The sequence below is a fragment of the Enterobacter sp. MGH 38 genome (genome assembly GCF_000492855.1).
GTDB lineage: Bacteria > Pseudomonadota > Gammaproteobacteria > Enterobacterales > Enterobacteriaceae > Enterobacter > Enterobacter hormaechei_C.
On the sequence record NZ_KI535607.1, the window covers coordinates 191193 to 209757 of the forward strand.

General features: G+C 57.9%; 19 protein-coding genes. 12 read left to right on the top strand and 7 right to left on the bottom strand.

Annotation, left to right across the window (positions count from 1 at the left end; translation table 11 throughout):
* Position 1: 1 nt before the first annotated feature.
* The 3 genes from hycC to hycA all read right to left on the bottom strand — a co-directional run bounded on the left by hycC (position 2) and on the right by hycA (position 2959).
* The gene (hycC, locus tag L384_RS19955; protein WP_023323663.1) at positions 2–1816 is read right to left on the bottom strand and encodes a formate hydrogenlyase subunit 3; all 1815 of its coding nucleotides are present in this window, start codon (positions 1814–1816) and stop codon (positions 2–4) included.
* On the bottom strand, positions 1813–2421 hold the full coding sequence (locus L384_RS19950) for a 4Fe-4S dicluster domain-containing protein (protein ID WP_017692772.1): 609 nt from the start codon (positions 2419–2421) through the stop codon (positions 1813–1815). The genes hycC and L384_RS19950 overlap by 4 nt, the downstream gene beginning before the upstream one ends.
* 73 nt (positions 2422–2494) lie before the next feature.
* Positions 2495–2959 carry a formate hydrogenlyase regulator HycA gene (gene hycA / locus L384_RS19945; RefSeq protein ID WP_023323664.1) on the bottom strand — a complete coding sequence of 155 codons (465 nt, stop codon included), beginning with the start codon at positions 2957–2959 and terminating at the stop codon, positions 2495–2497.
* A 210-nt stretch (positions 2960–3169) separates the two neighbouring features.
* Here hycA and hypA point away from each other — a divergent pair, with 210 nt between their 5' ends.
* The 10 genes from hypA to L384_RS19895 all read left to right on the top strand — a co-directional run bounded on the left by hypA (position 3170) and on the right by L384_RS19895 (position 13099).
* Positions 3170–3520, top strand: a complete 351-nt coding sequence (hypA, locus tag L384_RS19940; protein WP_022651745.1) for a hydrogenase maturation nickel metallochaperone HypA — start codon at positions 3170–3172, stop codon at positions 3518–3520.
* A 3-nt stretch (positions 3521–3523) separates the two neighbouring features.
* Positions 3524–4387, top strand: coding sequence for a hydrogenase nickel incorporation protein HypB (hypB, locus tag L384_RS19935; RefSeq protein ID WP_023323665.1), 864 nt, complete (start codon positions 3524–3526; stop codon positions 4385–4387).
* Positions 4378–4650, top strand: coding sequence for a HypC/HybG/HupF family hydrogenase formation chaperone (locus L384_RS19930; protein ID WP_003862132.1), 273 nt, complete (start codon positions 4378–4380; stop codon positions 4648–4650). Before hypB ends, L384_RS19930 begins: the two co-directional genes overlap by 10 nt.
* Before the next feature lie 3 nt (positions 4651–4653).
* Positions 4654–5775, top strand: coding sequence for a hydrogenase formation protein HypD (hypD, locus tag L384_RS19925; protein WP_023323666.1), 1122 nt, complete (start codon positions 4654–4656; stop codon positions 5773–5775).
* Positions 5772–6782, top strand: coding sequence for a hydrogenase expression/formation protein HypE (gene hypE / locus L384_RS19920; RefSeq protein WP_023323667.1), 1011 nt, complete (start codon positions 5772–5774; stop codon positions 6780–6782). The genes hypD and hypE overlap by 4 nt, the downstream gene beginning before the upstream one ends.
* A 62-nt stretch (positions 6783–6844) precedes the next feature.
* A complete protein-coding gene (gene flhA, locus L384_RS19915) occupies positions 6845–8917 on the top strand; it encodes a formate hydrogenlyase transcriptional activator FlhA (protein ID WP_023323668.1) in 2073 nt (690 codons plus the stop codon).
* Positions 8918–9066: 149 nt separating this feature from the next.
* Positions 9067–10065, top strand: a complete 999-nt coding sequence (locus L384_RS19910; protein ID WP_022651749.1) for a siderophore ABC transporter substrate-binding protein EitA — start codon at positions 9067–9069, stop codon at positions 10063–10065.
* Entirely contained in the window at positions 10065–11102 is a 1038-nt protein-coding gene (locus L384_RS19905; RefSeq protein WP_022651750.1) for a FecCD family ABC transporter permease, read from the top strand. The genes L384_RS19910 and L384_RS19905 overlap by 1 nt, the downstream gene beginning before the upstream one ends.
* Positions 11102–11863 (top strand): siderophore ABC transporter ATP-binding protein EitC, encoded by a 762-nt coding sequence (locus tag L384_RS19900; protein WP_022651751.1) that lies wholly within the window; start codon positions 11102–11104, stop codon positions 11861–11863. Before L384_RS19905 ends, L384_RS19900 begins: the two co-directional genes overlap by 1 nt.
* A 15-nt stretch (positions 11864–11878) precedes the next feature.
* A complete protein-coding gene (locus L384_RS19895; RefSeq protein WP_023323669.1) occupies positions 11879–13099 on the top strand; it encodes an MDR family MFS transporter in 1221 nt (406 codons plus the stop codon).
* A 5-nt stretch (positions 13100–13104) separates the two neighbouring features.
* On the opposite strand, the gene L384_RS19890 is transcribed toward L384_RS19895, so the two are convergent.
* Positions 13105–13449 carry a nitrous oxide-stimulated promoter family protein gene (locus L384_RS19890; protein WP_023314731.1) on the bottom strand — a complete coding sequence of 115 codons (345 nt, stop codon included), beginning with the start codon at positions 13447–13449 and terminating at the stop codon, positions 13105–13107.
* A 174-nt stretch (positions 13450–13623) separates the two neighbouring features.
* Between L384_RS19890 and L384_RS19885 the strand changes: the two genes are divergently transcribed.
* The gene (locus L384_RS19885) at positions 13624–13887 is read left to right on the top strand and encodes a SymE family type I addiction module toxin (protein ID WP_023314732.1); all 264 of its coding nucleotides are present in this window, start codon (positions 13624–13626) and stop codon (positions 13885–13887) included.
* Here L384_RS19885 and L384_RS19880 read toward each other — a convergent pair.
* Both L384_RS19880 and L384_RS19875 read right to left on the bottom strand, forming a co-directional pair.
* Positions 13872–14354, bottom strand: a complete 483-nt coding sequence (locus L384_RS19880) for a hypothetical protein (RefSeq protein ID WP_023314733.1) — start codon at positions 14352–14354, stop codon at positions 13872–13874. The two genes, L384_RS19885 and L384_RS19880, sit on opposite strands and share 16 nt — an antisense overlap.
* A complete protein-coding gene (locus L384_RS19875) occupies positions 14354–15178 on the bottom strand; it encodes a winged helix-turn-helix domain-containing protein (protein ID WP_023323670.1) in 825 nt (274 codons plus the stop codon). The genes L384_RS19880 and L384_RS19875 overlap by 1 nt, the downstream gene beginning before the upstream one ends.
* A gap of 504 nt (positions 15179–15682) precedes the next feature.
* Here L384_RS19875 and mutS point away from each other — a divergent pair.
* Entirely contained in the window at positions 15683–18244 is a 2562-nt protein-coding gene (gene mutS, locus L384_RS19870; RefSeq protein ID WP_023323671.1) for a DNA mismatch repair protein MutS, read from the top strand.
* Positions 18245–18334: 90 nt separating this feature from the next.
* Here mutS and L384_RS19865 read toward each other — a convergent pair whose 3' ends face one another.
* Positions 18335–18556 (bottom strand): non-oxidative hydroxyarylic acid decarboxylases subunit D, encoded by a 222-nt coding sequence (locus L384_RS19865; protein ID WP_003862116.1) that lies wholly within the window; start codon positions 18554–18556, stop codon positions 18335–18337.
* Positions 18557–18565 lie beyond the last annotated feature (9 nt).

Here is an 18565-nt window from a genome sequence, read left to right on the forward strand (position 1 = left end):
GTCAGGCTCCTCGTGAAATGACAATCACCACCAGCACCGCCAGCTCGATCAGCGCCAGGCGGCGGAACAGTACGGGCACGGCGGCCCCCTGCCAGCCCGGCACCCAGCCCACCGGGTTCAGCCAGTGGCGCAGCTTCAGCACGGCGGCAAAGTTCTCTTTCACCGGCATGGCGAAACCGTGGGCGGTGATGACCATCGACTGCTCGTGTTCGTAGCCGCAGGCCCACGCCGCGCCGCGCGAGCGGGAGGCGAGACGGTCGCGTCTGAAGAACAGCATCAGCACGAACGGCAGGAGCGGCGCGGCAATCAGCAGCAGCGCCATCATCGGCTGGGAAACGACGGTATGCGCCGTGACCAGCGGCAGCGGAATAGCGTGGCCCAGCAGCGGCAGCAGCCACGGCGCGGCAACCCCGCCCGCGATGCAGCACAGCGCCAGCGCGACCACGCTGGTGGTCATCAGTACCGGGGCGCAGCAGGCGTTTTCCGCTTCTCGGGTGCGCGGCGCGCCCAGGAAGGTGACACCGTAAACTTTAGCCATACACATCACCGCCAGCGCCCCGGTGATCGCCAGGCCCACCGCCAGCAGCGGGCCGAGTAAACGCCCGATAAACGCCTCGCTCTGGCCGAGGGCGAAGAAGGATTGATAAATCACCCACTCGCCGGCAAAGCCGTTCAGCGGCGGCAGCGCAGCCATCGCCATCAGCCCGACCAGCATCGCCAGCGAAATGACGGGCATTTTTTTGCCAATCCCGCCGAGCTTCTCAATATCGCGGTGCCCGGTGCGGAACCAGACGCTGCCCGCGCCGAGGAACAGGGTGCTTTTAAACAAGCTGTGGTTGATAAGGTGATACAGACCGCCAATAAACCCGGCGGCAATCAGCGCCGGCTGGTTGAGCGCCAGCCCGGTGACGCCTGCGCCCATGCCGAGCAGGATAATCCCGATGTTCTCCAGGGTGTGGTACGCCAGCAGACGCTGGATGTTGTGCTCCATCAGCGCGTAGAGGCCACCGACGAACGCGGTGATCATCCCCGCAATCAGCAACGCCACGCCCCACCACAGCGGCGGCTGATCGCCCGTCAGGGTTATCGTCAGGATGCCGAACAGACCGACCTTCATCACCACGGTGGAGAACAGCGCAGCGGCCGGGGCTGAGGCATTGGCATGCGCCTGCGGCACCCAGCCGTGCAGCGGGATTATCCCGGCCAGCAGGCCAAAACCGACTACGCTCAACAGCCAGACGTCGTTGCCCAGCGGCTGGCCGTTAAGCGCGGCGAAATCCAGCGTGCCGAAACGCTGCCACACCAGCCAGCAGGCCAGCGCCAGCAGCAGCGTGCCGAGACGTCCGAGCGCAAACCACAGCTTGCCGGAGGCGCTGCATCCGGTCAGGAACACGCCGCACAGGGCCATGATTTCAGCCATCACCACCAGCGCGCCGAGGTTGCTGGCGACAACGGTACAGACCGCGGCGGCCATCAACAGGTTAACCAGCAGGCCGTTGGCTTTGGTGTGCTGATGGCGGTGCCAATCGATATTAAACAGGCTGATAAACAGCCCGCACAGGCCAAAGGTTATCAGCCAGATGGCGTTCAGCGGCGTAAGCTCAACGGCGTGGTGAATCAGCGGGATGAGGGTGTCGACGGATTGCCCGTCGATCAGGACAACCCCGCCCGCCGCCAGCGTCATCAGGCTGCCGACCGCCCCGCCGATACCGGCGATCACGCCGCTCAGCGTTTTATGGAAGGCGAGGAGCAGCGCCAGGACAGCGGCGGCGGCAAACCAGGCCACGCCGCTGGTCATCATAACTATCGCGTTCATTTCGCCCCCTCGTTAAGCGCCCGCAGCAGCGAAAGATCGCCGACGTCGGTATTGATGGTCAGCTCACGCTTGCGTTTGCTGGTGCGAGCGATGTCGCGGATGTTGACCAGGACCAGCGCCCGGGTCGGGCAGGTCCGCACGCAGGCCGGACCCTGCTCATCGAAGCTGCACAGGTCGCACTTCACCGCAACGGCGCGAATGCCCGGCACCCAGTCCAGCAGCGTGCTCACACGTGCCGGAGCCGGTGGCGCAGGCGGCGCTTTCGGGGTATTGGCATTCGCCGGAATATGCAGCGGACGGCTGCCGGAAAACTCAATGGCGCCGAACGGACAGGCGATGCCGCACAGCTTGCAGCTCACGCACAGGCTTTCGTTCAGCTGTACCGCGCCGTCAACGCGGGTGATGGCATTGACAGGACAAACGCCCGCGCACGGGGCGTCTTCACAGTGGTGACAGAGCTGCGGGGCAGACTCTTTCTCATTACGCATGACGCGCAGGCGCGGCATGGACTGTAGCCCGTGCAGGCGGTGCGTTTCCGAGCACGCCGCCTCACAGGTCCGACAGCCAATACAGACCGTCGAGTCAGCAATTACAAAACGGTTCACCGGGTCATCCTCTGGTGATGGTCATTTTTGACGAAAAAAAACTGTCTTATCGACACTTCTCGACACTCGCTTTTCAGGCCACGTTCGCGGAGGATTTTCCGTCGATCAGCTGTTTCAGGTTGATCGGCTGATCGTGCTCAACGGCGGCGTAGAGGCTGTTATAAACCGGCGCTATTTTCTCCAGATAGTGCTCCAGCACCTGCTGGCGATCGCGGTTGCTGACGTGACCGTCCACCATGCCGTCGGCCATCAGTTGAGCTTTCGCAATACACTGTTTTTCACCCTCTTTTGTCTCAACGTAATACTCAATGGTGTGGCTGTTGAAGCTCTCCGCCAGGGTGACAAAAATCGTGAAGTGACCAAACAACACAAAGCGCATGTCCCCCTGCGCCGCGCAGCTCATGGCATGGTGCAGACGGGCTTTTGACAGGGTGATCCCCTGGATCAGAGAGTTGCAGTAGAGGTGCCACTGATCCTGAAGCTGCTGATGACGTTGCGCGATGTAATCCGCTTTTTCGCTAATTTCCCAAATAGTCATAAAAGGTATCCGGTTAATGGAGTTAGCGGCTGTTAAGCAGTTTTCGTGCCAGTTTTTAATCTGTTGATTTAAATATCTTTTAACAAGATACGTACTGTCACCGCCGCGGTGTCGACGTGTCATTTCGACAGCGTTGACATCGTCACGCCGTAACGCAAATCAAGCTGGCACTGTTATTGCATTGAAGGGGCAATTCATTAAGGAGGCGTCATGCACGAAATCACCCTCTGCCAGCGGGCACTGGAACTTATCGAACAGCAGGCTGTGCAGAACCATGCGAAGCGCGTGACCGGCGTCTGGCTGAAGGTCGGGGCGTTTTCCTGCGTCGAGACCAGCGCCCTCACCTTCTGTTTTGAGCTGGTGTGCCGCGGCACGCTGGCGGAAGGTTGCGCACTGCATATCGAGGAGCAGCAGGCGGAGTGCTGGTGCGAACAGTGTCAGGAGTACGTCACGCTGTTGTCATCGAAGGTACAGCGCTGTCCGCAGTGCCAGAGCAGCGGGCTGCGCATCGTGGCGGATGACGGTATGCAGATCCAACGCCTCGAAATCGAGAAGGAGTAAAGTATGTGTAGTACCTGCGGTTGCGCTGAAGGCAACCTGTATATCGAAGGGGATGAACACCGCCCCCACTCCGCGTTTCGCTCCGCGCCCTTTTCCCCTGCCCCGCGTCCCGCGGCGGCACTGACCGGCATCACCTTCGCGCCGCAGCGTTCCGACGCGGGTGACCTGCATTACGGCCGCGGCGAAGCGGGCACCCACGCGCCGGGCATCAGCCAGCGCCAGATGCTGGAGGTGGAGATTAACGTGCTGGATAAAAACAACCAGCTCGCCGTCCGCAATCGCGCCCGCTTTGCCGCGCGCGAACAGCTGGTGCTGAACCTGGTCTCCAGCCCCGGCTCCGGTAAAACCACGCTGCTGACCGAAACCCTCAAACGGCTGAATAAACGTGTCTCCTGCGCCGTTATCGAAGGTGACCAGCAAACGGTAAACGACGCCGCGCGCATCCGCGAAACCGGTACGCCTGCGATTCAGGTCAACACCGGGAAAGGGTGCCATCTGGACGCGCAGATGATTGCCGACGCCGCCCCGCGCCTGCCGCTGGCGAACAACGGCATCCTGTTCATTGAAAACGTCGGCAACCTGGTCTGCCCGGCAAGCTTCGACCTCGGCGAGCGGCATAAAGTGGCGGTACTCTCCGTGACCGAAGGGGAAGACAAGCCGCTGAAATATCCGCATATGTTTGCCGCCGCCTCCCTCATGCTGCTGAACAAAGTCGACCTGCTGCCGTACCTGAATTTCGACGTGGATAAGTGCCTGGCTTACGCCCGCGAAGTGAACCCGGACATTGAGATCCTGCTGGTTTCCGCCACGCGCGGCGACGGGATGGACGCCTGGCTGAACTGGCTGGAGAACGAACGATGTGCATAGGCGTCCCCGGACAAATTCATTCCATCGACGGCAATCAGGCCAAAGTGGAGGTATGCGGCATCCTGCGCGATGTCGACCTGACGCTGGTAGGCAGCCACGATGAGACCGGCGCATCGCGTCTCGGCCAGTGGGTGCTGGTCCACGTGGGTTTTGCCATGAGCGTGATTAATGAGGAAGAAGCCCGCGACACGCTGGACGCGCTACAGAATATGTTTGACGTCGAGCCGGACGTGGGCGCCCTGCTGTATGGGGAGGAACGATAATACATGCGTTACGTTGATGAATATCGCGCGCCTGAGCAGGTGTTGCAGCTTATCGATCGCCTGAATTCCCGCGCGTCGCTGCTGGACTACACGAAAGAAAAACCGCTGCGGATCATGGAGGTGTGCGGCGGACACACCCACGCCATCTTTAAATTTGGCCTCGACCAGCTGCTGCCGGAAAACATCGAATTTATCCACGGCCCCGGCTGCCCGGTGTGCGTGCTGCCGATGGGGCGCATCGACAGCTGTCTCGACATCGCCAGCCGCCCCGGTGTGATTTTTTGTACCTTTGGCGACGCCATGCGTGTACCGGGAAAAAATGGCTCGCTGCTCCAGGCGAAGGCGCGCGGCGCGGACGTGCGGATCGTCTACTCACCGATGGATGCCCTGACGCTGGCGATGGCTAATCCTGAGCGTAAGGTCGTCTTTTTCGGGCTGGGTTTTGAAACCACCATGCCCGCCACCGCCATTACCCTCCAGCAGGCGAAAGCCCGCAACGTCACAAACTTTTACTTTTTCTGCCAGCACATCACGCTTATTCCCACGCTGCGCAGCCTGCTGGAAGCGCCAGATAACGGTATCGACGCGTTTCTGGCGCCGGGCCACGTCAGCATGGTGATCGGCACAGAAGCCTACGGTTTTATCGCTGAACAGTACAATCGTCCGTTAGTGGTGGCTGGTTTCGAGCCACTTGATCTACTGCAAGGCGTGACCATGCTGGTTGAGCAGAAAATAGCGGCCCTGAGTGCGGTGGAAAATCAGTATCGCCGCGTGGTGCCCGATGCAGGTAACAGACGGGCACAGCAGGCCATAGCCGACGTGTTTAGCGTCGAAGGCGACAGCGAGTGGCGCGGACTGGGGCTGATTGCCGAATCCGGCGTACACCTGACGCCCGCGTATCGCGCCTTCGACGCCGAAGCGCATTTCCGACCGCAGCCGCAGCAGGTGTGCGACGATCCCCGCGCCCGCTGTGGCGACGTACTCACCGGAAAATGCAAACCTTATCACTGCCCGTTATTTGGCAACGCCTGTAACCCGCAAACCGCGTTTGGCGCGCTGATGGTCTCTTCAGAAGGGGCATGCGCCGCGTGGTATCACTATCGCAACCAGGAGTGTGAAGCATGAACACGGTGGAAATGGCGCACGGAAGCGGTGGACAGGCGATGCAGCAGCTGATTAACCGGCTGTTTATGGACGCCTTTAACAATCCCTGGCTCGCCGAGCAGGAAGATCAGGCGCGCATTGCGCTCTCAACCCTCACCGCACACGGTGACAGGCTGGCGTTCTCTACCGACAGCTACGTGATTGACCCGCTGTTCTTCCCGGGCGGCGATATCGGCAAGCTCGCCGTCTGCGGCACGGCAAACGACGTCGCCGTCAGCGGCGCGATCCCCCGCTACCTCTCCTGCGGGTTTATCCTCGAAGAAGGGTTACCGATGGAAACGCTCACGGCGGTGGTCAACAGCATGGCGCACACCGCCCGCGAGGCGGGGATCGCTATCGTCACCGGGGATACCAAGGTGGTGCAGCGCGGCGCGGCGGATAAGCTTTTTATCAACACCGCCGGGATGGGGGCGATCCCCGCCGATATTCACTGGGGCGCTCAACAGCTTTGCGCAGGCGACGTGCTGATTGTCAGCGGCACGCTGGGCTGCCACGGGGCAACCATCCTGAACCTGCGCGAAGGCCTGGGGCTGGACGGGGAACTGCGCAGTGACTGCGCGGTACTCACGCCGCTGATCCAGACGCTGCGTACCGTTCCCGGCGTGAAAGCGCTGCGCGATGCCACCCGCGGCGGCGTGAATGCCGTGGTGCATGAGTTTGCCGCCAGCAGTGGCTGTGGTATTGAGCTTAACGAGCGCAGCCTGCCCGTCAGACCTGCCGTTCGTGGCCTGTGCGAACTGCTGGGGCTCGACCCGCTGAACTTTGCCAACGAGGGCAAGCTGCTGATCGGCGTGGAGCGCCAGGCTGCCGAAGCCGTACTTGCACAGCTGCGCGCGCATCCATTAGGGAAAGACGCGGCCATCATCGGCGACGTGGTTGAGCGCAAAGGGGTGCGCCTGACCGGGCTTTACGGCGTGAAGCGTACGCTGGATCTGCCGCACGCTGAACCGTTACCCCGAATTTGCTAGACCGCGCCAAAAGCGGTCAGCGCTGAATTTCTCTTTTTGCCAGTTTCTATTGGAAAGCAACAATGCCGTATACACCGATGAGCGATCTTGGACAGCAGGGCCTGTTTGACATCACGCGCACACTTTTACAACAGCCCGACCTCGGCGCACTGAGCGATGCCCTGACGCGGCTGGTCAGGCAATCTGCGCTGGCGGACAGCGCCGCCATTGTGCTCTGGCATAGCGCAACCCACCGCGCGAGCTATTTCTCAACGCGTGATAACGGCAAAATCTTCGAATATGAAGATGAAACGTTTCTTGCCCACGGCCCGGTGCGGCGTATTCTCTCCCGCCCGGAAGCGCTGCACTGCAATTTTGACCAGTTTCGCCAGGCCTGGCCGAAGCTGGCAGAGAGCAACCTTTACCACCCTTTCGGCCACTACAGCATGCTGCCGCTGGCGGTGGAAGGGCAAATTTTTGGCGGCTGCGAGTTTATCCGCGATACCGACCAGCCCTGGAGCGAGGCGGAGTACGAACGCCTGCACACCTTTACCCAGATTGTGGCCGTTGTCGCGGAGCAGATCCAAAGCCGCGTCACCAATAACGTGGACTACGACCTGCTGAGCCGCGAGCGCGATAACTTCCGCATTCTGGTTGCCATCACCAACGCCGTGCTCTCCCGCCTGGACATGGATGAGCTGGTCAGCGAAGTATCAAAAGAGATCCATCACTATTTTAAAATCGATGCCATCAGCATTGCGCTACGCGGCAACCGGAAAGGCAAGCTGAACATCTACTCCACCCACTACCTTGATGAAGCTAACCCGGCGCACGAGCAGAGCGAAGTGGACGAAGCGGGAACGCTGTCCGAGCGGGTATTTAAAAGCAAAGAGATCCTGCTGCTCAATCTCAATGAACAGGATCCGGTAGCCCCCTACGAGCGGATGCTCTTCAACACCTGGGGCAACAAGATCCAGACCCTGTGCCTGCTGCCGCTGATGTCCGGCAACACCATGCTCGGCGTGCTCAAACTGGCGCAGTGCGATGAAGCCGTATTTACCACCGCCAACCTGAAGCTGCTGCGCCAGATCGCCGAGCGCATCTCCATCGCGCTGGATAACGCCCTCGCCTATCAGGAGATCCACCGCCTGAAGGAGCGGCTGGTGGACGAAAACCTGGCGCTGACCGAGCAGCTCAACAACGTGGACAGCGAGTTTGGCGAAATCATCGGGCGCAGCGATGCCATGTACAGCGTGCTCAAGCAGGTGGAGATGGTGGCGCAAAGCGACAGCACGGTGCTGATCCTCGGTGAAACCGGTACCGGGAAAGAGCTGATTGCCCGGGCGATCCACAACCTGAGCAACCGCAACAGCCGCCGGATGGTGAAGATGAACTGCGCGGCGATGCCTGCTGGCTTACTGGAAAGCGACCTGTTCGGCCACGAGCGCGGTGCCTTTACCGGCGCCAGCAGCCAGCGGCTGGGCCGTTTTGAGCTGGCGGATAAAAGCTCTTTGTTCCTCGACGAAGTGGGCGATATGCCGCTGGAGCTCCAGCCCAAGCTGCTGCGCGTGCTGCAGGAGCAGGAGTTTGAGCGCCTCGGCAGCAACAAGCTGATCCAGACCGACGTGCGTCTGATTGCCGCCACCAACCGCGATCTGAAAAAAATGGTCGCAGACCGTGAGTTCAGAAGCGATCTCTACTATCGCCTGAACGTATTCCCGATCTGCCTGCCGCCGCTGCGCGAGCGCCCGGAAGATATTCCGCTGCTGGTGAAAGCCTTTACCGCGAAGATTGCCCGCCGGATGGGGCGAAATATCGACAGTATTCCTGCCGAAACGCTACGCACACTCTCGGCGATGGAGTGGCCGGGGAACGTGCGCGAGCTGGAAAACGTCATCGAGCGCGCGGTGCTGCTGACGCGCGGGAACGTGCTTCAGCTGTCCCTGCCGGAGGTTTCTCTTGCGGAAACGACCGTGGCCGCAACCGAGGTTGCGAAGGATGGAGAGGATGAATATCAGCTCATTTTGCGCGTGCTCAGGGAGACCAACGGCGTGGTGGCCGGGCCGAAAGGCGCGGCGCAACGGCTGGGGCTGAAGCGTACCACCCTGCTCTCGCGCATGAAGCGTCTGGGAATCGATAAAGAGAGCCTGAATTAACCCGTCATTCCGGCGCCGTATATGGCGCCGCCTTTCATCACTCTGCGTAATTGTCTCACATTGACACAATATATTTTCCTCTGTATAAAATTCCGCCTTAATAATGCGTTTCATTTGCATCAAAATAATTTTAATGAAGGTAGCGTTTAATGAAAAAGGTTCTCTGCGCGTTAGGCCTGGCGGTTGCATCAATGAGTACAGCTCTGGCTACCACGTACCCGCTCACGATAGAAAACTGCGGGTATAAAGAAACCTTCACCAAAGCGCCGGAACGCGTTGTGGCCCTGGGGCAGAATACCGTCGAGATCCTGCTTCTGCTGGGTCTGGAAGATAAGGTGAAAGCCAGCGCGTTCTGGCCGACCAAAGTATTGCCGCAGCTGGCTGAGCAGAATGCAAAAATCAAAACCCTGACCGTCGAAATTCCGACGCTTGAATCCATTCTTGCGCAAAACCCTGATTTTGTTCCTGCACAGCTGCCGCTGCTGCTCGGACCGGAAAGTAAGGTCGCAAAACGCGAAGACCTGGCCACCGTTGGGGTAAACAGCTATTTATCTCCGGGCATGTGCGCCACCAAAAAAGCCGCAGGGGACATGTACGGCAGCCGCCAGACGCTGTGGGACATGACCTACCTTTATCAAGAGATTGAGGATTTCGCCAAGATTTTCAACGTGGAAGCGCGCGGTCAGGCCGTTATCGCCGACTTCAAAAAACGTGAAGCCGACCTGCGCCAGGAGTTTGGCAAAAACAACAAAGACCTCTCCTTTGTTTTCTGGTTCTCAAGCTCCTCACCTTCGGCTGATGCCTATGTCGGCGGCAAAAACAGCGCCTCTGGCTTTATTGCTAACGTGCTGGGCGGCCATAACGCCATTACCTCTGAGACCGAATGGCCGACCGTGGGCTGGGAAAGTATTATTGCCGCTAATCCGGACGTGATTGTGGTCTCCAGCCTGGATCGTAACCGCTGGGCGCTGGACAACGCCGAAGAAAAAATCAAATTCCTGAAAAGCGATCCAGCCGTCAGCCAGATGGAGGCGGTGAAGAAGGGTCATATTGTGGTGATGGACGGCCAGGCCATGAACCCGACGATTCGCACGCTTTACGGTGCTGAGCAGGTCGGCGAACAGCTCAGAAAACTGGGACTGAACTGATGACCACCGCCGTACTTCAGATGCGGCAGGGGGTGCTCCTGACCACGTCATGCCTGCTCGCCTTCGTGCTGTTGTTTCTGGTGATCGCCCTTGGCGTCAGCATCGGTGAGTTGTCTATCCCGCTCAATAACGTGTTCTACGCCATCAGCAATAAGCTGGGGCTGACTGACGTTCCGCTCAACCGCATCTACGAGAGCGTCATCTGGGACTTTCGCCTCAGCCGCGCGCTGGTGGCGGCCTGCTGCGGAGCCGGGTTGGCCATCTGCGGGGCCGTATTGCAGAGCCTTTTGAAGAATGCGCTGGCGGAACCTTACGTGCTCGGCGTGTCGGCGGGAGCGTCAACCGGGGCGGTGTCAGTCGTCGTATTGGGTCTCGGCACCGGCGCAGTATCGCTTTCTGCGGGCGCGTTTGCCGGAGCCTTCGCCGCCTTTGCCTTCGTCGCCTTCCTGACCAACGGCGCGCGCGGCGGCAATGAACGCACGATCCTGGCGGGCGTAGCGGCCTCTCAGCTGTTTAACGCCATTACCGCCTATACCATCAGCACCTCTGCCAGCGCGCAACAGGCGCGCGACGTGATGTTCTGGCTGCTGGGCAGCTTTAGCGGCGTACGCTGGCCGGAATTCCAGCTGGCGCTGGTAGTGGTACTGGCGGGGCTGGCCGTCTGTCTTTATTATTCCCGTGCGCTGGACGCCTTTACGTTCGGTGATGATGCCGCCGCCTCGTTGGGCATTGCCGTGCCCTGGGTGCGCCTGGCCTTGTTTACCACCACCGCCCTGATCACCGCGACCATCGTCAGCATGGCGGGCTCTATTGGTTTTGTCGGGCTGGTCGTGCCGCACGTTATGCGTTTCCTGTTCGGGCCGCTGCACCGCACGCTGCTGATAGCCAGCGCGCTGGCGGGGGCGATCCTGATGGTGCTGGCCGACATCGCCTCGCGGATGCTGATTGCTCCGCAAAGCCTGCCGGTTGGCGTCGTTACCGCACTGGTGGGCGTACCGTTCTTCGCCGTGATTATCTACCGCTCAAGGAATAAGTAATGAGCATCTGCGCCGAGAAAATCACCTGGAAGGTAGGTAAAAAGATCATTGTGAATCATGTTTCGCTGAAGGTTTCCCGGGGCGAAACGGTGGGCCTGCTTGGCCCTAACGGCTGCGGTAAATCCTCGCTGTTGCGCATACTGGCAGGTCTGCGCCGCCCGGATGCCGGGTGCGTGACGCTGGACGGACAGGACATTGCCCGCATTGCCAAAAAGCAGCTGGCGCGGCGCGTGGCGTTTGTTGAACAGCACGGAATGACCGACGCCAATATGCGCGTGCGTGACGTCGTCAAACTGGGGCGAATTCCGCACCATTCTCCCTTCTCAAACTGGAGCGCGCAGGATGACGAAACCGTCACCGCCGCCCTGCAACGCGTGGATATGCTGGATCGCAGCGAACAGGGCTGGCTGAGCTTATCCGGCGGCGAGCGTCAGCGGGTACATATCGCCCGCGCGCTGGCGCAAACGCCCACCGAGATCCTGCTGGATGAACCGACCAACCATCTGGACATTCATCATCAGATGCAGCTCATGCAGCTTATCAGTGAGCTGCCGGTAACCAGCATCGTCGCCATTCACGATCTTAACCACGCATCCATGTTCTGCGATTCGCTGATTGTGATGCAGCAAGGGCAGATTGTGGCGACCGGAACGCCGCAGGAAATCTTATCCGAGGAACTACTCTGGGACGTCTTCAGGGTGAAAACCAGAATCGAGATCTCGCCGTACCACGGCAAAAAACACATCCATTTTATCGTGTAGGGGTGAGTTAAAACGATGCCTCTTCGCACTGCCACCACGCTCTGGCCGCCCGTTCTGCTGGGCAGCCAGTTTGTGTTTAATATCGGCTTTTACGCGGTCGTCCCCTTCCTGGCGATCTTCTTACGTGACGATATGCTGCTCTCCGGCGGGCTGATTGGGCTGGTGCTGGGGCTGCGCACCTTCTCCCAGCAGGGGATGTTTATTGTCGGCGGCGCGCTTTCAGACCGGTTTGGCGCGAAGAGCGTGATCCTCAGCGGCTGCATTGTTCGTGTGGCGGGTTATTTGCTGCTGGCCTTTGGACAATCCCTGTGGCCCGTCATTCTGGGGGCCTGTCTGACGGGCGTCGGCGGCGCGCTGTTCTCACCGTCGATAGAAGCCCTGCTGGCAAAAGCGGGAACGCAAAGTGAGGCAAAGGGTAAACGCAGCCGCGCGGAGTGGTTTGCGCTGTTTGCGGTGTGCGGTGAACTTGGCGCCGTTCTTGGCCCGGTGATGGGGGCCCTGCTGACGGGGCTGGGCTTTCGTCAGGTTGCGCTCGCGGGGGCGGGAATATTTATCGTTGCGCTCGTTGTGCTCTTTTTCTGCCTGCCTGCGGCGCACCGCAGCACGAAGCCGCTGAAAATTCTGCCCTGGTGGTCGACGTTCCGCCAGCCGCGTTTCGTCGCCTTTATCATTGCCTACAGTTCATGGCTGTTAAGCTATAACCAACTTTATCTGGCGCTGCCGGTGGAGATCCAGCGCGCCGGGGGGAACGAAAAAGACCTGGGACCGCTGTTTATGCTGGCCTCGGTGCTGATCATTGTTCTGCAATTGCCCCTCGCCCGCTTCGCCCGAAAGGTTGGCGCGGTAAGGATTTTACCGGTGGGCTTTTTGCTGCTCTCCGCCTCATTTGCAAGCGTGGCGCTCTTTGCCGCGACGGAGCCGCCGGAGGGCTGGCTGCGCCTGCTGCCCTCTGCAAGCCTTGTCACGCTGCTGACGCTCGGACAAATGCTGCTGGTGCCGTCGGCTAAAGATTTGATCCCGCGCTTTGCCGAGGAGTCAACGCTTGGAGCGCACTATGGCGCACTCTCAACCGCCGGCGGCATCGCGGTGCTGGTGGGGAATTTAGGTTTAGGCAGCCTGCTGGACAAGGCGCTGGTGCCCTCGACGGAGGCCATTTACCCGTGGCTGCTGCTGGCGGTGTTTCCACTGTGCAGCGCGGTCGCGCTGAGCGTGATTTGCCGCCCGCTGCGGCGCTGAAGCGCCTATTTTTTAGGTCGATACTTTTCAGGCAGTTCCGGAACCGGACGGCGATCGTCAATAAGGTGGCGAAGAGTCAGAATCGGATGACGCCATAGCATTCGTGGCCCCGCCCAGCGCATCACCTGCTTCATCTCCTCACGTCTGGCGGGCTGATAGCAGTGCACCGGGCACTGTTTGCAGGCGGGTTTTTCCTCACCAAAGACGCATTTATCCAGGCGCTTATCCGCGTAGGCATTCAGCGCCTGATAATGGCCCTCATCCTTTACCGCCTGCGGACAGTTTTTTTCATACAGGGCGATCATTTTCGCGATCGTCTCTTTTTCGCGCGCAATGCGTTTCCCCGCCATTTTCATCCCCCCTCAATAACACGCATTCAGAATACCATTTTAAAAAAGGGATTTCAGTCGTTGCAATCTGTTTTCTGAAGGTGCCTTCCAGTCTTCGCTCTTTCCTGACGCGTTTTTACTGTTATTTTATACAGGCAGTCTGAACACACGTTGCCAACAGTTACCGGAGGATCTATGCAAGGAATGGCTATCACCAAACCGTATCGTCACTTAAAAGTGGGTTATTTCAGAAAGCGTCATGAAGATCGTAAAACCAAGATCCCAACGCGTTACAGCGTACACGCAGCCCTGAATCTGAAAGGGGACTGGCTCGAAAAAGCAGGCTTTTTAACCCATTCGCAGGTTCGGGTGGAGGTCGGGCCGGGTAAAATAATTATCGAACTCATTAAAGAGCCGGATGATGGACATCCCGGCCATGTCGTTCAGCGAGAGCAGTAAAAAATAGGGCGTTTTCCGACAGAAAACATAAACCCACGGGGCCCCTGCTGCGTAATGGAATAATTCAGGTTTTTCTTCGGATACAGAAAGAAGTCAGGGAGAATTTCATTCATAATCTCATTTGGTGCGGTTTGCTGACCATTAATGTCATGTATATTTACCGATGTAAAATGGAATGAGTCTTTATTTTCTGTCCATACATAGGAGACATCTCTGCGGATAACGCCAGCAAGTTTATCATTTTTATAATAGGCTCCGCTTAGCGCAATGACGCCAGTCTGCTTCTTCATCGTGTACATGAAGTCCATCGTCAGGTTAGCGCGAATATCCTCATGATAGACGACGATTGACGCTGAACAGGCCTCCGTATTTTCACTGTTTTGCTGGTGTAGACGGTATAGCCATGCGGCCAGTGCGCCAGCGAGGAAGAATACCAGAAACAACAGAACGGTTGCCTTTTTGGTCATCAGAGATGTCCTCTAAAATAGAGCGAAATACATCCGGCATTTGCTTTTATTTCAAAGGGTTCTCTGCAAGCAAGAACGGAAAGCGCCGGAGCATGGCTGGATGAGGAAAAATAGACCCACGGATATTTTTTACAATCAAGCCCCGTGTCTAAAATGATTTTTATAAATCGCCTGAAGTTGCCGACGCCACGAATATCATCGTTTTGCGAGGAAAAATGACAGCCGTTCTGTGTAAGAGTAATTGGATAATCCCTGAAAAAATCTTTTTCCGGGTTATCATGTAAAAGGTATTGAAACGCAAAGAAACCGGCACAAAACGCGATTATCATTAAAGCTGTCGAGAAAATATACTGGCGTAATTGACGCTGTTTTTTCCTCCCACCCGGCATTACGGGAATATTTTCGACAGGTTTATCCTTTGTTTCAACCGGAGAGGTTTCCACTCCCGTCGCTGTCGCTTTTTTTCCGTCATCAACACAGTCCGTGTCAACGCGGGTTACCCTGACATTTTTCTCTATCTGGAATCCTTTTCTCGGCACCGTCGCCACCAGCGTATCGTCCGTCTCTCCTGTGGTCCGGAGCCCGCGTCGAATTATAGAGATATTCTGATAAAGCGTATTTGCCGGAACCAGCATGCCGTCCTCGCCCCAGACTTTATCAAAGAAGTATTTCTGCGTAACGACTTCTGGAAATGATTCTAAAAGAAGGTTCAGACAACGGCTGGCAGGGGTTGTCAGAATTACATTTAAGTCAGGACGGGTCAACGAAATCAGCAAATTCCTCTCTGGACAAAATTTAATTTTATCGTTAATTATCCAGAACATATGCCGCTCGCTTACGATAAACAGAATAGTTAACTGCCGGGGTGAAGTGTAATTATACTCTGCGATCAACCCTTGTCAAAGCAGGGGGTTATCACTTTTTCCTTCCGCATTTACCTGTTCCGACAGAACATTAATGCCGCGGATAAGGACCAGATTTACAGTCAATCGCAATATTTAATAGTCGGGCCTCTTTTTAAAGTATATTCACCCGCGGGATGAACGTAATAACGAGTAACGGACGCTAAATGCGATGTATGCGTGGATTAACGCTGTACAGCGCGACAGCACCTTGAGTGCCGGATTAGCTACAAGGATGGAATGAGGTACGCATTTTACAGAAAGAGCCCTTTCCTGCTGTTTTCCTGCCATACAGACTTCGTTATCATGGTCGCCATACATCGATGAATGAAACGCAGGATTCATGAGTTCCAATGAGCGGATATGTAACCAGACAACAAAAAAATACAACTCATTGAAATTTAAGAACATGGACACCAGGATTTTATGAGCACACTTGAGAATTTTGACGCCCACACGCCAATGATGCAGCAGTACCTGAAGCTGAAAGCGCAGCATCCGGAAATCCTGCTCTTTTACCGTATGGGCGATTTTTATGAGCTTTTTTATGACGATGCGAAACGTGCGTCTCAGCTGCTCGACATTTCCCTGACGAAACGTGGCGCGTCGGCAGGCGAGCCCATCCCGATGGCGGGTATCCCGCATCACGCGGTTGAAAACTATCTGGCGAAGCTGGTGAACCAGGGCGAGTCTGTCGCTATCTGCGAACAAATTGGTGACCCGGCCACATCGAAAGGCCCCGTTGAGCGCAAGGTCGTACGCATCGTCACGCCGGGAACCATCAGCGATGAGGCCCTGCTTCAGGAGCGCCAGGATAACCTGCTGGCGGCGATCTGGCAGGATGGTAAAGGGTTTGGCTACGCCACGCTGGATATCAGCTCCGGTCGTTTTCGCCTGAGTGAACCGGCTGACCGTGAAACCATGGCGGCTGAACTACAGCGCACTAATCCGGCAGAACTGCTTTATGCAGAGGATTTCGCCGAGATGGCGCTGATTGAAGGTCGCCGCGGCCTGCGTCGTCGTCCACTGTGGGAGTTCGAAATTGATACCGCGCGCCAGCAGTTAAACCTGCAATTTGGCACGCGCGATTTGATTGGCTTTGGCGTGGAAAACGCCCCGCGCGGGCTGTGTGCCGCAGGCTGCCTGTTGCAGTACGTTAAGGATACGCAACGTACCGCCCTGCCCCATATTCGTTCCATCACCATGGAGCGTCAGCAGGACAGCATCATCATGGATGCCGCCACGCGCCGCAACCTGGAGATCACGCAGAACCTCGCTGGCGGCATGGAAAATACGCTGGCGTCGGTTCTTGACAGCACGGTTACCCCCATGGGAAGCCGTATGCTCAAACGCTGGCTGCATATGCCGATCCGCAATACCGAAACGCTGACTGGCCGCCAGCAAACCATTGCCGCATTGCAGGATCGTTACACCGAATTGCAGCCGGTGCTGCGTCAGGTGGGTGATCTTGAGCGTATCCTGGCGCGCCTGGCCTTGCGCACCGCGCGTCCACGCGATCTCGCCCGTATGCGGCACGCGTTCCAGCAGTTGCCGGAACTGCGCGCTCAGCTGGGAGAGATCGACAGCGCGCCAGTGCAAAAGCTGCGCGAAACCATGGGCGAATTTACCGAGCTTCGCGAACTGCTGGAACGCGCCATCATTGATGCGCCGCCTGTTCTGGTGCGGGATGGCGGGGTTATTGCTCCGGGTTACAACGAAGAGCTGGACGAATGGCGTGCGCTGGCCGATGGCGCGACGGATTATCTGGATAAGCTGGAAATCCGCGAGCGTGAACGTCTGGGGCTCGACACCCTGAAAGTCGGCTACAACGCGGTACACGGTTACTATATCCAGATCAGCCGTGGGCAGAGCCACCTGGCCCCGATTCACTACGTTCGCCGCCAGACGCTGAAAAATGCCGAGCGCTACATTATACCCGAGCTGAAAGAGTACGAAGACAAAGTGCTCACGTCGAAAGGTAAAGCGCTGGCGCTGGAGAAACAGCTGTATGACGAGCTGTTCGACATCCTGATGCCGCACCTGGCTGACCTGCAACTGAGCGCCGCTGCGCTGGCCGAGCTGGATGTCCTGGTAAACCTGGCTGAGCGCGCCGACACGCTGAATTACACCTGTCCGACCTTTACTGACAAACCCGGCATTCGCATTACCGAAGGCCGCCACCCGGTGGTTGAGCAGGTGCTGAACGAGCCGTTTATTGCCAACCCGTTGAACCTGTCACCGCAGCGAAGAATGCTGATCATTACCGGCCCCAACATGGGCGGTAAAAGCACCTATATGCGCCAGACAGCCCTTATCGCTCTGCTCGCCTACATCGGCAGCTACGTTCCGGCGCAGAAGGTTGAGATTGGCCCTATCGACCGTATCTTCACCCGTGTGGGTGCGGCGGACGATCTGGCGAGCGGTCGCTCTACCTTTATGGTCGAGATGACCGAAACCGCCAACATTCTGCATAACGCGACAGAGAACAGTCTGGTGTTGATGGACGAAGTAGGACGCGGTACCTCCACCTATGACGGCCTGTCTCTGGCCTGGGCGTGCGCGGAAAGTCTGGCAAATAAAATCAAAGCGCTGACGCTGTTCGCAACGCACTATTTCGAACTGACACAGCTGCCAGAGAAAATGGAAGGCGTGGCTAACGTCCACCTTGATGCGCTTGAGCACGGCGACACCATCGCCTTTATGCACACGGTGCAGGACGGCGCGGCAAGCAAGAGTTATGGCCTGGCCGTCGCGGCGCTGGCGGGCGTGCCAAAAGAGGTGATCAAGCGCGCGCGTCAGAAATTGCGTGAACTGGAAAGTTTGTCACCGAATGCGGCGGCGACGCAGATAGATGGTACGCAGATGTCACTGCTGGCGGTCCCGGAAGAGACCTCTCCGGCCGTGGAAGCGCTGGAAAATCTCGACCCGGATTCGCTGACGCCGCGTCAGGCGCTGGAGTGGATTTATCGGTTGAAGAGTCTGGTTTAGTTTTCTGCGGTCTTTTGCCGGGTGGCGGCTTCGCCTTACCCGGCCTACAAAACCCGTAGGACCGGTAAGCGTAGCGCCACCGGGCTTTTTTTACAGCAGCGGCGGGATCGTCGGCACCTGCGGTGCTTCATCAATATCCTTCTGCGTCATGCGGAACGCTTCCGGGTAATGCTCGCGGCTGGTACGGCGCAGCGGTTCGGTATCGCGCCAGGTATACAGACAGTGCTGACACTGATATACCGTCCAGACACCTTTCACCGGTGATGTTGCCATCACTTCAATATGTTCATCGGCACAACGTGGACAAATCATTTTTTCCTC

Excerpts from the sequence above, each read along its gene's own strand:
- L384_RS19880 (WP_023314733.1), bottom strand. The coding sequence starts at position 14,354 with ATGACCAAAAAGGCAACCGTTCTGTTGTTTCTGGTATTCTTCCTCGCT.
- hypB (WP_023323665.1), top strand. The coding sequence starts at position 3,524 with ATGTGTAGTACCTGCGGTTGCGCTGAAGGCAACCTGTATATCGAAGGG.
- flhA (WP_023323668.1), top strand. The coding sequence starts at position 6,845 with ATGCCGTATACACCGATGAGCGATCTTGGACAGCAGGGCCTGTTTGAC.
- L384_RS19885 (WP_023314732.1), top strand. The coding sequence starts at position 13,624 with ATGCAAGGAATGGCTATCACCAAACCGTATCGTCACTTAAAAGTGGGT.
- hypD (WP_023323666.1), top strand. The coding sequence starts at position 4,654 with ATGCGTTACGTTGATGAATATCGCGCGCCTGAGCAGGTGTTGCAGCTT.
- L384_RS19890 (WP_023314731.1), bottom strand. The coding sequence starts at position 13,449 with ATGGCGGGGAAACGCATTGCGCGCGAAAAAGAGACGATCGCGAAAATG.
- L384_RS19905 (WP_022651750.1), top strand. The coding sequence starts at position 10,065 with ATGACCACCGCCGTACTTCAGATGCGGCAGGGGGTGCTCCTGACCACG.
- L384_RS19865 (WP_003862116.1), bottom strand. The coding sequence starts at position 18,556 with ATGATTTGTCCACGTTGTGCCGATGAACATATTGAAGTGATGGCAACA.
- hypA (WP_022651745.1), top strand. The coding sequence starts at position 3,170 with ATGCACGAAATCACCCTCTGCCAGCGGGCACTGGAACTTATCGAACAG.
- L384_RS19930 (WP_003862132.1), top strand. The coding sequence starts at position 4,378 with ATGTGCATAGGCGTCCCCGGACAAATTCATTCCATCGACGGCAATCAG.
- L384_RS19900 (WP_022651751.1), top strand. The coding sequence starts at position 11,102 with ATGAGCATCTGCGCCGAGAAAATCACCTGGAAGGTAGGTAAAAAGATC.
- hycA (WP_023323664.1), bottom strand. The coding sequence starts at position 2,959 with ATGACTATTTGGGAAATTAGCGAAAAAGCGGATTACATCGCGCAACGT.
- L384_RS19895 (WP_023323669.1), top strand. The coding sequence starts at position 11,879 with ATGCCTCTTCGCACTGCCACCACGCTCTGGCCGCCCGTTCTGCTGGGC.
- L384_RS19910 (WP_022651749.1), top strand. The coding sequence starts at position 9,067 with ATGAAAAAGGTTCTCTGCGCGTTAGGCCTGGCGGTTGCATCAATGAGT.
- mutS (WP_023323671.1), top strand. The coding sequence starts at position 15,683 with ATGAGCACACTTGAGAATTTTGACGCCCACACGCCAATGATGCAGCAG.
- hycC (WP_023323663.1), bottom strand. The coding sequence starts at position 1,816 with ATGAACGCGATAGTTATGATGACCAGCGGCGTGGCCTGGTTTGCCGCC.
- hypE (WP_023323667.1), top strand. The coding sequence starts at position 5,772 with ATGAACACGGTGGAAATGGCGCACGGAAGCGGTGGACAGGCGATGCAG.
- L384_RS19875 (WP_023323670.1), bottom strand. The coding sequence starts at position 15,178 with ATGTTCTGGATAATTAACGATAAAATTAAATTTTGTCCAGAGAGGAAT.